The following is a 13,249-nucleotide window of genomic DNA, read 5'->3' on the forward strand; positions in this document are numbered from 1 at the left end:
ATATCGAATGTGATTACAATCGGTGGCGGCGGCACAGTTGGTGTGGCGGCCTCAGTCCGGAACAATTTGAAAACAAGAACCTCGCTTAGGCCTGTGTCCATATTACGTGGGTAGGATCAAAAATGCCCTTATGCTAAAAATTATCTCCAGTTACCAGAGATAATGAGAAAGGTAACTTCCCTCTCTCGGGGGAAGTTACCTTTCTTTTTTTTTGCCTTACGGAAATTGGAGCTAACTATGTCAATCGAATCTCTCAATGCGTTCTCAATGGATTTTTTCTCCCTGAAAGGTAAAACCGCAATTGTTACCGGCGGGAATAGCGGTTTAGGCCAGGCATTTGCCATGGCGTTGGCCAAAGCAGGCGCAAATGTCTTTATTCCAAGTTTTGTCAAAGATAACGGCGAAACAAAGGAAATGATTGAAAAACAGGGTGTTGAGGTGGACTTCATGCAGGTGGATATCACCGCAGAAGGCGCGCCGCAGAAGATTATCGCTGCTTGCTGTGAGCGTTTCGGTACAGTTGATATTCTGGTTAACAATGCCGGTATTTGTAAGCTGAATAAGGTGCTGGACTTCGGTCGTGCCGACTGGGATCCAATGATTGATGTGAACCTGACCGCCGCATTTGAGTTAAGCTACGAAGCAGCAAAAATTATGATCCCGCAGAAAAGCGGTAAAATCATTAATATCTGTTCATTGTTCTCTTACTTAGGTGGACAATGGTCACCTGCATATTCTGCCACTAAACATGCTCTTGCCGGGTTCACCAAAGCTTATTGTGATGAACTAGGTCAATATAATATTCAGGTAAATGGTATCGCCCCTGGCTATTATGCAACAGATATTACGCTGGCGACACGCAGTAATCCAGAAACCAATCAGCGCGTTCTTGATCATATTCCGGCAAACCGTTGGGGCGATACTCAGGATTTAATGGGCGCAGCCGTGTTTCTCGCAAGTCAGGCATCGAATTATGTCAACGGGCATTTATTAGTGGTCGATGGCGGTTATTTAGTGCGCTAACCCATAACGGTGGTTTCTGTTTTCTCTTATTAATGATTATTCCATTTTTATTATCAGGAAGGAATTACTATGTCTTTATCTCGCGCAGCGATTGTCGACCAGCTAAAGGAAATTGTTGGTGCAGATCGCGTAATTACCGATGAAACAGTATTAAAGAAGAACAGTATTGACCGTTTTCGTAAATTTCCGGATATTCATGGCATTTATACTTTGCCGATTCCGGCAGCGGTCGTAAAACTCGGTTCCACAGAGCAAGTATCCCGTGTGCTGAATTTTATGAATGCGCACAAAATTAACGGTGTGCCGCGTACCGGTGCTTCCGCCACCGAAGGTGGGCTGGAAACTGTTGTAGAAAACTCGGTGGTGCTCGACGGTTCCGCCATGAATCAAATCATTAATATTGATATTGAGAATATGCAGGCGACGGCGCAATGTGGCGTTCCGCTGGAGGTGCTGGAAAATGCGTTGCGTGAAAAAGGTTACACCACGGGGCATTCTCCGCAGTCAAAGCCGCTGGCTCAGATGGGCGGCCTGGTAGCAACCCGCAGTATCGGGCAGTTCTCCACACTCTACGGCGCAATCGAAGATATGGTCGTTGGTCTGGAAGCAGTATTGGCTGATGGCACCGTCACACGCATTAAAAACGTGCCACGCCGCGCGGCTGGCCCGGACATTCGCCACATCATCATCGGTAACGAAGGTGCACTTTGCTATATCACTGAAGTAACAGTGAAAATCTTTAAATTCACCCCGGAAAACAACCTCTTCTACGGCTATATCCTGGAAGATATGAAAACCGGCTTCAACATCCTGCGTGAAGTCATGGTGGAAGGGTATCGTCCGTCGATCGCTCGTTTGTATGACGCTGAAGATGGCACCCAACACTTCACCCATTTTGCAGACGGAAAATGCGTGCTGATCTTTATGGCTGAAGGTAACCCTCGCATTGCGAAGGCGACGGGCGAAGGGATTGCGGAAATCGTTGCCCGCTACCCGCAGTGCCAGCGCGTGGACAGCAAACTGATCGAAACCTGGTTTAACAACCTGAACTGGGGACCGGATAAAGTGGCTGCCGAACGTGTGCAGATCCTCAAAACCGGCAACATGGGCTTTACCACCGAAGTGTCCGGCTGCTGGAGCTGCATCCACGAAATCTACGAAAGCGTTATTAACCGTATTCGTACTGAGTTCCCGCACGCCGACGACATCACCATGCTGGGCGGTCATTCCTCTCATAGCTATCAGAACGGCACCAACATGTACTTCGTCTACGATTACAACGTCGTTGACTGTAAGCCGGAAGAGGAAATCGACAAGTACCACAATCCGCTCAACAAGATCATCTGTGAAGAAACCATTCGCCTCGGCGGTTCGATGGTGCACCACCACGGTATCGGTAAACATCGCGTTCACTGGAGCAAACTGGAACACGGCAGCGCGTGGGCGTTGCTGGAAGGGCTGAAAAAGCAGTTCGATCCTAACGGCATTATGAATACGGGTACTATCTATCCGATTGAAAAATAATGTGTCAGGCAGCGTTCCGCGATGACGGGGCGTTGCCTTTTCGGCTTCTCAGGCGAGCAGCCGTTCTTATTACCGGACAATGAAGGGGTAAAGATGAACACTTCACCGGTGCGAATGGATGATTTACCGCTTAACCGTTTTCACTGCCGCATTGCTGCGCTCACTTTCGGCGCACACCTGACCGACGGTTATGTTCTCGGCGTCATTGGTTACGCCATTATTCAGCTTACGCCCGCCATGCAACTGACGCCGTTTATGGCGGGAATGATCGGCGGCTCGGCGCTCCTTGGTTTGTTTCTTGGCAGCCTGGTTCTTGGGTGGATCTCCGACCATATTGGTCGGCAAAAAATCTTCACCTTCAGCTTTTTGCTGATTACGCTCGCTTCGTTCCTGCAATTTTTTGCCACCACGCCAGAGCATCTTATTGGGCTGCGCATTTTGATCGGCATTGGGCTGGGAGGCGATTACTCAGTTGGTCACACCTTGCTGGCTGAATTTTCCCCGCGCCGCCATCGCGGTATTTTGCTGGGCGCATTCAGCGTGGTGTGGACCGTAGGTTATGTGCTGGCAAGTATTGCCGGACATCACTTTATTTCCGAAAACCCGGAGGCCTGGCGCTGGTTGCTGGCATCGGCAGCTCTGCCCGCATTGTTGATTACGTTATTACGCTGGGGAACGCCAGAATCGCCACGTTGGCTACTGCGCCAGGGGCGTTTTGCAGAAGCTCACGCTATCGTGCATCGCTATTTTGGTCCCCATGTTTTACTGGGCGATGAAGTGGCAACGGCGACCCATAAACACATCAAAACCTTGTTCTCTTCGCGTTACTGGCGGCGCACGGCGTTTAACAGCGTCTTCTTTGTCTGCCTCGTAATCCCATGGTTTGTGATTTATACCTGGCTGCCAACTATCGCCCAGACTATTGGTCTGGAAGATGCGCTGACTGCCAGCCTGATGCTTAATGCGTTGTTAATTGTGGGCGCGCTGCTGGGATTAGTTCTGACGCACCTGCTGGCACATCGCAAATTTTTGCTGGGAAGTTTTTTGCTGCTGGCGGCAACGCTGGTAGTCATGGCCTGTTTGCCTTCCGGCAGTTCATTAACGCTGCTGCTTTTTGTTCTCTTCAGCACCACCATTTCGGCAGTCAGTAATCTGGTGGGCATTTTGCCTGCGGAAAGTTTTCCTACTGACATTCGCTCGCTGGGCGTCGGTTTTGCCACTGCCATGAGTCGACTTGGCGCGGCGGTAAGTACTGGCCTGCTGCCGTGGGTGCTGGCGCAGTGGGGAATGCAAGTCACCTTATTGCTCCTGGCGACAGTGTTGTTGGTTGGTTTTGTTGTGACCTGGCTATGGGCACCAGAAACTAAAGCCCTCCCGCTGGTGGCGGCGGGAAATGTAGGAGGTGCGAATGAACATTCTGTTAGCGTTTAAAGCCGAACCGGATGCCGGAATGCTGGCGGAAAAAGAGTGGCAGGCGGCTCAGGGTAAAAGCGGACCGGATATTTCGCTACTGCGAAGTTTACTCGGTGCTGATGAACAGGCCGCTGCCGCGCTGCTGTTGGCGCAGAGAAAAAACGGTACGCCGATGTCTTTAACCGCGTTGAGCATGGGGGATGAACGGGCATTGCACTGGCTGCGCTATCTCATGGCTCTTGGGTTTGAGGAAGCTGTATTGCTGGAGACGGCGGCAGATCTGCGCTTTGCGCCGGAATTTGTCGCTCGCCATATTGCCGAATGGCAGCATCAGAATCCGCTGGATCTGATAATTACCGGCTGCCAAAGCAGCGAAGGGCAGAATGGGCAAACGCCATTTTTGCTGGCGGAAATGCTGGGCTGGCCCTGCTTCACCCAGGTGGAGCGTTTCACTCTCGACGCGCTGTTTATCACCCTCGAACAGCGTACTGAACATGGGTTGCGTTGTTGCCGGGTTCGCTTGCCTGCGGTGATTGCCGTGCGTCAGTGCGGTGAAGTGGCCTTGCCAGTACCGGGAATGCGCCAGCGAATGGCTGCGGGGAAAGCAGAAATTATCCGTAAAACTGTTGCTGCCGAAATGCCAGCGATGCAGTGTCTGCAACTGGCAAGAGCAGAGCAACGACGCGGAGCGACGCTGATTGATGGGCAAACGGTAGCAGAAAAAGCTCAAAAGCTATGGCAGGACTATTTACGCCAAAGGATGCAGCCATGAATATCGCAATTGTGACAATAAATCAGGAGAATGCCGCAATAGCAAGCTGGCTGGCGGCGCAGGATTTCAGCGGTTGTACCCTGGCGCACTGGCAGATTGAACCTCAGCCTGTAGTGGCGGAACAGGTGCTGGATGCGTTGGTGGAACAGTGGCAGCGAACGCCTGCGGACGTTGTTCTCTTTCCGCCGGGAACGTTTGGCGATGAACTGTCGACCCGGCTGGCCTGGCGTTTACATGGTGCAAGCATCTGCCAGGTGACTTCGTTAGATATTCCAACCGTAAGCGTGCGCAAATCCCACTGGGGAAATGCGCTAACGGCGACGCTGCAAACAGAAAAACGCCCGCTATGCCTTTCCCTGGCGCGTCAGGCGGGAGCAGCGAAAAACGCCACGTTGCCCTCTGGAATGCAACAACTGAACATTGTCCCGGGTGCGCTTCCGGACTGGCTGGTTAGCACAGAGGATCTGAAAAATGTTACCCGCGACCCATTAGCTGAGGCCAGACGGGTGCTGGTGGTGGGGCAGGGCGGAGAGGCAGATAACCAGGAAATCGCTATGCTGGCAGAAAAGCTGGGAGCCGAAGTGGGCTACAGTCGGGCGCGAGTGATGAACGGTGGCGTTGATGCTGAAAAAGTGATTGGTATTTCCGGACATCTGCTGGCACCTGAGGTGTGTATTGTTGTTGGCGCTTCTGGCGCAGCAGCGTTAATGGCGGGCGTACGCAATAGCAAGTTTGTGGTGGCGATTAATCATGACGCCAGCGCTGCGGTATTTTCACAGGCAGATGTTGGCGTGGTTGATGACTGGAAAGTGGTGCTGGAGGCACTGGTGACAAACATTCACGCAGATTGCCAATAACGTGTTGCCGGATGATCCTGCCTACGGTTCTGGCCTGGGGACTTGTAGGCCTGATAAGACGCGTCAAGCGTCGCATCAGGCGCTGAATGTCGGATGTGGCGTGCGGCCTACAAATCAAACCAAATTCAATTGGTTACGATTATCCCGTCAAAGTAATTTTTTCGCTAACGTCCAGACCCCGGTATTCGTGGTGGAAAGCGCCACGACACCCGCGTTAATCGCATTACGCGCATCTTCTTCATCGCACACCAGCCCACCGGCAATCAGCGGTTGGCGGATTTTCTCTGTCACCCAGCCCAGCACTTTGGGCATACAGCCTGGCAGGATCTCAATACAATCCGGATTCGATTGCGCAACTTGCTTATCAATGTTGTGAAACGAAATTGAATCAACAATAAACAGGCGATGAATACAGAAAAAACCTTCCGCTCTTGCCGCTTTCAACATTGAGGCTTTGGTACTGATAATGCCGTCCGCCTCGGTCACCAGTTTCAAAAACTGAATAACGACTTCTTTATTTGACGCGCCTTCCAGCAAATCAACATGAATAAAAGCATATTTCCCGGCGTTCTTAATCTTTTTAACGATATTACTGATGGTGCAGATATTGCCGTACAACACGGAAATAAATTGGCATTCAGAATCGATTGCCAGTTGCAGGCTGGCATTATCTTTAACGGCAGCAATCACCGGATTCTGGCGGAGCAGGTGTAAGAGGGGCATAAATTATCCTTATTATTTATCCAAAGCGGTAGGTGATGCCGAATCCGGAAGGCGGATAGCGCCACTGTTGTAGTGTTGATTCGTCGCACAGCAAACGGCAGGTGCCACACTCCAGGCAACTGCGATAGTCAATACGTAAGTCACCTTCCGGTGTGAGCGAAAAAAGACCTGCCGGACAGGCGTTAATCAACCGTTCTGCCGTCTGGCGCTCAACGGAGTCAGCCGGAACAATGTGCGGCGCATCAGCAACGCGCCAGAGATTACGGGCTACAGACATCGCAGACTCCTGATAACATCGCCCGCCAGATGCCACAGGCCGTGACGACGTAAATGATGCCAGAATAACTGGCGCAGCGGTGGAACAGGTTTATCACCCTGATCCCATAAATCGCGGGAAATATCCTGCATTAACGCAGGCCACGTACGGTACCATCCCGGGCGTTGCAAAAGCGCCGGAACATGCTGATAACGCTGTAGAACATCCCACAGCAGGCTGCGCTCTACGTTGTGATGATAAAGCGGAAACAGATTTTGCGGCTCGCGGTGCTGGCAGGCGCTTATCAGCGTTTGTGCCGCCGCCTGCGCGCCAGTCAGCGCCATATCCATGCCGCGCACGGAAATTCCGGTATTGACGCAACTGCGCAACGCATCGCCCACCAGCAGCCAGCCGTTACCGGCGTATTGCACCGGCATACTGTGCAAGCCACCTTCTGGCACCAGATGCGCACCATACTCCAGTGATTCCGTGTTTTTGATAAGCGGGCGCACTGCCGGATGCGCTTTAAAGCGAGTCAGCAGCTCGCTTGCCGGAACACGACTTTGCGTAAGGGAAGAGAGCGGGCAAACAATCCCTAACGAGAGCGTTTGTTGATTAGTATAAAGAAATGCGCCGCCGGGTAAGTCATCACAGATCCTGCCGCTGAACAGCAACGCTGCGCCTTCGTTATTCTCCAGATGAAAACGTTCTTCAATAGCGGATGTTTCCAGCGACAGCACTTCTTTGATCCCCAACGCCATCGCTTCGCCAGCAGGACGAGTCACTAACCCGTGACGTTCAGCCAGGACGCTGTTGGCACCTTCTGCCAGCACCACATAACGGGCGCGGAGAATATCGTCACCACAAATAACGCCACAGACTCTGCCGTTTTCTTCATACAGTGCATCCACCGTCGCTCCGGGGATGCATTCGACACCTTCTTTTTCGGCTTCGGCAACCAGCCACGGATCGAATCGTGCACGTAATACACTCCAGGATTCACCGCCGGGCTGTAAGCTGGAAAACGTCGTTACGCCATCGGGCGTTAACAGGGAAAGGCTTTCGTGAGTGATGCGTCGTTCAAGAGGCGCGGTCAGATGAAATTGCGGGAGGAGTTCCGCGAGTGCATGGGTATATAACCGCCCGCCGGAAAGATTTTTGCTGCCGGGGATTTCAGCGCGTTCCAGTAACAAAACGGATAAACCCGCTCGCGCGCAGCGTAACGCGCAAGCGGTGCCTGCAATACCGGCACCAATAATAATAATGTCGCAGTCGTCTTCCATGTCATGCCCCAGATATCCAGAACACAACACCCTAACATAGCGTTACTTAAGGGAAATTGACCGCCGACACACTCTTATCATTCGCCGCGATAGATACAACCTGCGGTGCAGGTTTCTTTTACCATCACCGCACTTAACAGCGGCACAACGGGTTTAACCTGATCCCAAATCCATTTTGCTAAAACCTCGCTGGTTGGGTTTTCCAGACCTGGAATATCATTGAGATAATGGTGATCGAGGCGCTCGTAGGTTGGTTTAAACGCCGCTTTTAGTTCAGCGAAATCGATAATCCAGCCCGTATGCGGATCGACTTCCCCGGTAATTTCCAGTCGCACCATAAAGGAATGCCCGTGCAGGCGACCACATTTATGCCCTTCCGGGACGTGTGGTAAGCGGTGAGCGGCTTCGAAGGTGAAATCTTTAAATAACGTGGTGGACATCATAATTTCTCTACAGGACGATAAAACCGCCGTAGAGTACCGGAAAGGCTGTTTTTTCGCATTATCTAAAACGACTTTGTTGCGCAAAATCGCTGATTTATCTTAATGATTGGCTAAATTCATTTGTTTTTCATTAGGTTGGTTAATCTATTTTGTTGTTAAAGACTATTGCTAAAACAGGTTAGTCGATTTGGTTATTAGTTATCGCTATCCCGTCTTTAATCCACACCGTTTGCCCCGTTAACCTTACCTTCTCTTCTGTTTTATGGGCGCTGACAGGGCGCAGAAACAGCTTTGCTTACTGGAACATAACGACGCATGACGACACAGGTCCCACCTTCCGCGTTGCTTCCGTTGAACCCGGAGCAACTGGCACGCCTTCAGGCGGCCACGACCGATTTAACTCCCACCCAGCTTGCCTGGGTTTCTGGCTATTTCTGGGGCGTACTCAATCAGCAGCCTGCTGCGCTTGCAGCAACGCCAGCGCCAGCCGCAGAAATGCCGGGTATAACTATTATCTCCGCCTCGCAAACCGGCAATGCGCGCCGGGTTGCTGAAGCATTACGTGATGATTTATTAGCAGCAAAACTGAACGTTAAGCTGGTGAACGCGGGCGACTATAAATTCAAACAAATCGCCAGCGAAAAACTGCTCATCGTAGTGACGTCAACGCAAGGGGAAGGGGAACCGCCGGAAGAAGCCGTCGCGCTGCATAAGTTCCTGTTCTCCAAAAAAGCGCCAAAGCTGGAAAACACCGCGTTTGCCGTGTTTAGCCTCGGCGATAGCTCTTATGAATTTTTCTGCCAGTCCGGGAAAGATTTCGACAGCAAGCTGGCGGAACTGGGTGGTGAACGCCTGCTCGACCGTGTCGATGCCGATGTTGAATACCAGGCTGCTGCCAGCGAGTGGCGCGCCCGCGTGGTTGATGCGCTTAAATCGCGTGCGCCTGTCGCGGCACCTTCGCAATCCGTCGCTACTGGCGCGGTAAATGAAATCCACACCAGCCCGTACAGCAAAGACGCGCCGCTGGTGGCTAGCCTCTCTGTTAACCAGAAAATTACCGGGCGTAACTCTGAAAAAGACGTTCGCCATATCGAAATTGACTTAGGTGACTCGGGCCTGCGTTACCAGCCGGGTGACGCGCTGGGCGTCTGGTATCAGAACGATCCGGCACTGGTGAAAGAACTTGTCGAACTGCTGTGGCTGAAAGGCGATGAACCTGTCACCGTCGAGGGCAAAACGTTGCCTCTGAACGAAGCGCTACAGTGGCACTTCGAACTGACCGTCAACACCGCCAACATTGTTGAGAATTACGCCACGCTTACCCGCAGTGAAACACTGCTGCCGCTGGTGGGCGATAAAGCGAAGTTACAGCATTACGCCGCGACGACGCCGATTGTTGACATGGTGCGTTTCTCCCCGGCACAGCTTGATGCCGAAGCGCTAATTAATCTGCTGCGCCCGCTGACGCCGCGTCTCTATTCCATTGCCTCCTCGCAGGCGGAAGTCGAGAACGAAGTACACGTCACCGTTGGTGTGGTGCGTTACGACGTGGAAGGCCGCGCCCGTGCCGGTGGTGCCTCCAGCTTCCTCGCTGACCGCGTGGAAGAAGAGGGCGAAGTCCGCGTATTTATCGAACATAACGATAACTTCCGCCTGCCAGCCAATCCAGAAACCCCGGTGATTATGATTGGCCCAGGCACCGGCATCGCGCCGTTCCGCGCCTTTATGCAGCAACGTGCTGCCGATGAAGCGCCGGGAAAAAACTGGCTGTTCTTTGGCAACCCGCACTTTACGGAAGATTTCCTCTACCAGGTGGAGTGGCAGCGCTACGTCAAAGAGGGTGTGCTGACGCGGATCGATCTCGCCTGGTCGCGCGACCAAAAAGAAAAAGTTTACGTACAAGACAAACTGCGCGAACAGGGCGCGGAGCTGTGGCGCTGGATCAATGACGGTGCCCACATTTATGTCTGCGGTGACGCTAATCGCATGGCGAAAGACGTTGAGCAGGCACTTCTGGAAGTGATTGCCGAATTTGGTGGCATGGACACCGAAGCGGCGGATGAATTTTTAAGTGAGCTGCGCGTAGAGCGCCGTTATCAGCGAGATGTCTACTAATGAGCGAAAAACATCCAGGGCCTTTAGTGGTCGAAGGAAAACTGACAGACGCCGAGCGCATGAAGCTTGAAAGCAACTACCTGCGCGGCACCATTGCGGAAGATTTAAACGACGGTCTGACCGGCGGCTTTAAGGGCGACAACTTCCTGCTGATCCGCTTCCACGGCATGTATCAGCAGGATGACCGCGACATCCGCGCCGAACGTGCTGAACAGAAGCTGGAGCCGCGCCACGCGATGCTGTTGCGCTGCCGTCTGCCGGGTGGGGTGATTACCACTAAACAGTGGCAGGCGATAGACAAATTTGCCGGTGAAAACACCATCTATGGCAGCATTCGCCTGACCAACCGCCAGACGTTTCAGTTCCACGGCATTCTGAAAAAGAACGTCAAACCGGTGCACCAGATGCTGCACTCGGTTGGTCTTGATGCGCTGGCGACCGCTAACGACATGAACCGTAACGTACTCTGCACCTCGAACCCTTACGAGTCGCAGCTACACGCGGAAGCGTACGAGTGGGCGAAGAAGATTTCTGAGCATCTGCTGCCGCGTACCCGCGCGTATGCGGAGATCTGGCTCGACCAGGAAAAAGTCGCCACTACTGATGAAGAACCGATCCTCGGCCAGACCTACCTGCCGCGTAAATTCAAAACCACGGTAGTGATCCCGCCACAGAACGATATCGATCTGCACGCCAACGACATGAACTTCGTGGCGATCGCCGAAAACGGCAAGCTGGTGGGCTTTAACCTGTTGGTGGGCGGTGGGCTTTCCATCGAACACGGCAACAAGAAAACCTACGCCCGCACCGCGAGTGAGTTTGGCTATCTGCCGCTGGAGCATACGCTGGCGGTGGCCGAAGCCGTCGTGACAACTCAGCGTGACTGGGGTAACCGAACCGATCGTAAAAATGCCAAAACCAAATACACGCTGGAGCGCGTGGGGGTTGAGACGTTTAAAGCGGAAGTGGAGCGTCGCGCGGGGATCAAATTTGAACCGATCCGTCCATATGAGTTCACCGGACGAGGCGATCGTATTGGCTGGGTTAAGGGCATTGATGATAACTGGCACCTGACGCTGTTTATCGAAAATGGTCGCATCCTTGATTATCCGGCGCGTCCGCTGAAAACCGGCCTGCTGGAGATCGCGAAGATCCACAAAGGCGATTTCCGCATTACGGCGAACCAGAATCTGATCATCGCCGGTGTACCGGAAAGCGAGAAAGCGAAGATCGAGAAGATCGCCAAAGAGAGCGGGTTAATGAATGCCGTCACGCCGCAGCGTGAAAACTCAATGGCCTGCGTGTCATTCCCGACTTGCCCGCTGGCGATGGCGGAAGCGGAGCGTTTCCTGCCGTCTTTTATCGACAACATCGATAATTTAATGGCGAAACATGGTGTCAGCGATGAGCATATCGTGATGCGTGTAACAGGCTGCCCGAACGGTTGTGGTCGCGCGATGCTGGCGGAAGTGGGCCTGGTGGGTAAAGCGCCGGGTCGCTACAACCTGCATCTTGGCGGCAACCGCATTGGGACACGTATCCCTCGGATGTATAAAGAAAACATCACCGAGCCGGAAATCCTGGCGTCGCTTGATGAACTGATAGGGCGCTGGGCGAAAGAGCGCGAAGCGGGTGAAGGCTTCGGCGACTTTACGGTGCGTGCGGGCATCATTCGCCCGGTGCTCGATCCGGCGCGCGATTTGTGGGATTAACCATCAGCCCGGTCTTGTAGGCCTGATAAGACGCGTGAGCGTCGCATCAGGCAAGGCAAACAGTGAGGAATCTATGTCCAAACTCGATCTAAACGCCCTGAACGAACTGCCGAAGGTAGATCGCATTCTGGCGCTGGCGGAAACTAACGCCCAACTGGAAAAACTGGACGCTGAAGGCCGCGTAGCCTGGGCGCTGGATAATCTGCCCGGTGAATATGTGCTTTCTTCCAGCTTCGGCATTCAGGCGGCGGTGAGCCTGCATCTGGTGAATCAGATTCGGCCGGATATTCCAGTGATCCTCACCGATACCGGTTATCTGTTTCCGGAAACCTACCGCTTTATTGACGAGTTAACGGACAAACTCAAGCTCAACCTGAAAGTGTACCGTGCTACCGAAAGCGCCGCCTGGCAGGAAGCACGCTACGGCAAACTGTGGGAACAGGGCGTTGAAGGCATTGAAAAGTACAATGACATCAACAAAGTCGAACCGATGAACCGGGCGCTGAAAGAACTTAACGCGCAAACCTGGTTTGCTGGCCTGCGCCGCGAACAATCCGGCAGCCGCGCCAATTTACCGGTGCTGGCAATTCAGCGTGGCGTATTTAAAGTGCTGCCGATTATCGACTGGGATAACCGAACTATTTATCAGTACCTGCAAAAACATGGCCTGAAATATCACCCATTATGGGATGAAGGATATTTATCGGTCGGTGATACCCATACAACCCGTAAATGGGAACCTGGCATGTCGGAAGAAGAAACACGTTTCTTTGGCTTAAAAAGGGAATGTGGATTGCACGAAGGGTAAATATTGCCGGATAAATTAAACGCCTCTGTCAGAAATGATGGGGGCGTTTTTATTTTGCGAGCAGTATTCCTGATTTTAAACGTGAACGCCGCTGGAAGAATTATCAGGTATAGAATGGCGTCGGGTGCTTGAGGCTGTCTGGCGTTAAGCATTCGCGAGGTTCCAGATGGACAAAAGCCCCAGGCGATATTTCTATCAACCTGTACTGCACCCATTTTGTTGGACGATGAAATGGAATAGCCCCTAATATGTCAAAGCCAAAATACCCTTTTGAAAAGCGCCTTGAAGTCGTGAATCACTACTTCACAACTGATGATGGT

General features: G+C 52.6%; 13 protein-coding genes. 9 read left to right on the forward strand and 4 right to left on the reverse strand.

Features of this window, described 5'->3' with window-relative positions:
- The 6 genes from K0778_RS23100 to K0778_RS23125 form a co-directional block, all read left to right on the forward strand.
- A partial coding sequence (locus K0778_RS23100) for an IS3 family transposase (RefSeq protein ID WP_071993917.1) occupies positions 1–89 on the forward strand: 89 nt, incomplete at its 5' end.
- A 148-nt stretch (positions 90–237) separates the two neighbouring features.
- Entirely contained in the window at positions 238–1,023 is a 786-nt protein-coding gene (locus K0778_RS23105) for an SDR family oxidoreductase (RefSeq protein ID WP_001618810.1), read from the forward strand.
- A gap of 69 nt (positions 1,024–1,092) precedes the next feature.
- Positions 1,093–2,547, forward strand: coding sequence for an FAD-binding oxidoreductase (locus K0778_RS23110; RefSeq protein WP_000059312.1), 1,455 nt, complete (start codon positions 1,093–1,095; stop codon positions 2,545–2,547).
- Positions 2,548–2,568: 21 nt separating this feature from the next.
- On the forward strand, positions 2,569–3,978 hold the full coding sequence (locus K0778_RS23115) for an MFS transporter (protein ID WP_001618808.1): 1,410 nt from the start codon (positions 2,569–2,571) through the stop codon (positions 3,976–3,978).
- On the forward strand, positions 3,956–4,732 hold the full coding sequence (locus tag K0778_RS23120; RefSeq protein WP_032282826.1) for an electron transfer flavoprotein subunit beta/FixA family protein: 777 nt from the start codon (positions 3,956–3,958) through the stop codon (positions 4,730–4,732). Before K0778_RS23115 ends, K0778_RS23120 begins: the two co-directional genes overlap by 23 nt.
- Positions 4,729–5,589, forward strand: a complete 861-nt coding sequence (locus K0778_RS23125) for an electron transfer flavoprotein subunit alpha/FixB family protein (protein WP_001299097.1) — start codon at positions 4,729–4,731, stop codon at positions 5,587–5,589. Before K0778_RS23120 ends, K0778_RS23125 begins: the two co-directional genes overlap by 4 nt.
- 147 nt (positions 5,590–5,736) lie before the next feature.
- Here K0778_RS23125 and K0778_RS23130 read toward each other — a convergent pair whose 3' ends face one another.
- The 4 genes from K0778_RS23130 to queD all read right to left on the reverse strand — a co-directional run bounded on the left by K0778_RS23130 (position 5,737) and on the right by queD (position 8,291).
- A complete protein-coding gene (locus tag K0778_RS23130; RefSeq protein WP_001130266.1) occupies positions 5,737–6,312 on the reverse strand; it encodes a glycerol-3-phosphate responsive antiterminator in 576 nt (191 codons plus the stop codon).
- A 16-nt stretch (positions 6,313–6,328) separates the two neighbouring features.
- Positions 6,329–6,589 (reverse strand): ferredoxin family protein, encoded by a 261-nt coding sequence (locus tag K0778_RS23135; RefSeq protein ID WP_000109526.1) that lies wholly within the window; start codon positions 6,587–6,589, stop codon positions 6,329–6,331.
- Positions 6,580–7,851 (reverse strand): FAD-dependent oxidoreductase, encoded by a 1,272-nt coding sequence (locus K0778_RS23140; protein WP_001301334.1) that lies wholly within the window; start codon positions 7,849–7,851, stop codon positions 6,580–6,582. Before K0778_RS23140 ends, K0778_RS23135 begins: the two co-directional genes overlap by 10 nt.
- Positions 7,852–7,928: 77 nt before the next feature.
- Entirely contained in the window at positions 7,929–8,291 is a 363-nt protein-coding gene (gene queD / locus K0778_RS23145; RefSeq protein WP_000108294.1) for a 6-carboxytetrahydropterin synthase QueD, read from the reverse strand.
- Between the two features lie 318 nt (positions 8,292–8,609).
- Here queD and cysJ point away from each other — a divergent pair, with 318 nt between their 5' ends.
- The 3 genes from cysJ to cysH all read left to right on the forward strand — a co-directional run bounded on the left by cysJ (position 8,610) and on the right by cysH (position 12,929).
- Positions 8,610–10,409 carry an NADPH-dependent assimilatory sulfite reductase flavoprotein subunit gene (gene cysJ / locus K0778_RS23150; protein ID WP_000211907.1) on the forward strand — a complete coding sequence of 600 codons (1,800 nt, stop codon included), beginning with the start codon at positions 8,610–8,612 and terminating at the stop codon, positions 10,407–10,409.
- Entirely contained in the window at positions 10,409–12,121 is a 1,713-nt protein-coding gene (gene cysI, locus K0778_RS23155) for an assimilatory sulfite reductase (NADPH) hemoprotein subunit (protein ID WP_001290699.1), read from the forward strand. Before cysJ ends, cysI begins: the two co-directional genes overlap by 1 nt.
- 73 nt (positions 12,122–12,194) lie before the next feature.
- On the forward strand, positions 12,195–12,929 hold the full coding sequence (cysH, locus tag K0778_RS23160) for a phosphoadenosine phosphosulfate reductase (protein WP_000039863.1): 735 nt from the start codon (positions 12,195–12,197) through the stop codon (positions 12,927–12,929).
- The last annotated feature ends 320 nt before the right edge of the window (positions 12,930–13,249 follow it).

The sequence above is a fragment of the Escherichia sp. XD33 genome, assembly GCF_019375075.1.
GTDB classification, from domain to species: Bacteria; Pseudomonadota; Gammaproteobacteria; order Enterobacterales; family Enterobacteriaceae; genus Enterobacter; species Enterobacter flexneri_A.

What these genes read in the sequence shown, in the direction of transcription:
- K0778_RS23105 (WP_001618810.1), top strand. Translation starts at nt 238, where the DNA reads ATGTCAATCGAATCTCTCAATGCGTTCTCAATGGATTTTTTCTCCCTG.
- K0778_RS23110 (WP_000059312.1), top strand. Translation starts at nt 1,093, where the DNA reads ATGTCTTTATCTCGCGCAGCGATTGTCGACCAGCTAAAGGAAATTGTT.
- K0778_RS23115 (WP_001618808.1), top strand. Translation starts at nt 2,569, where the DNA reads ATGACGGGGCGTTGCCTTTTCGGCTTCTCAGGCGAGCAGCCGTTCTTA.
- K0778_RS23120 (WP_032282826.1), top strand. Translation starts at nt 3,956, where the DNA reads ATGAACATTCTGTTAGCGTTTAAAGCCGAACCGGATGCCGGAATGCTG.
- K0778_RS23125 (WP_001299097.1), top strand. Translation starts at nt 4,729, where the DNA reads ATGAATATCGCAATTGTGACAATAAATCAGGAGAATGCCGCAATAGCA.
- K0778_RS23130 (WP_001130266.1), bottom strand. Translation starts at nt 6,312, where the DNA reads ATGCCCCTCTTACACCTGCTCCGCCAGAATCCGGTGATTGCTGCCGTT.
- K0778_RS23135 (WP_000109526.1), bottom strand. Translation starts at nt 6,589, where the DNA reads ATGTCTGTAGCCCGTAATCTCTGGCGCGTTGCTGATGCGCCGCACATT.
- K0778_RS23140 (WP_001301334.1), bottom strand. Translation starts at nt 7,851, where the DNA reads ATGGAAGACGACTGCGACATTATTATTATTGGTGCCGGTATTGCAGGC.
- queD (WP_000108294.1), bottom strand. Translation starts at nt 8,291, where the DNA reads ATGTCCACCACGTTATTTAAAGATTTCACCTTCGAAGCCGCTCACCGC.
- cysJ (WP_000211907.1), top strand. Translation starts at nt 8,610, where the DNA reads ATGACGACACAGGTCCCACCTTCCGCGTTGCTTCCGTTGAACCCGGAG.
- cysI (WP_001290699.1), top strand. Translation starts at nt 10,409, where the DNA reads ATGAGCGAAAAACATCCAGGGCCTTTAGTGGTCGAAGGAAAACTGACA.
- cysH (WP_000039863.1), top strand. Translation starts at nt 12,195, where the DNA reads ATGTCCAAACTCGATCTAAACGCCCTGAACGAACTGCCGAAGGTAGAT.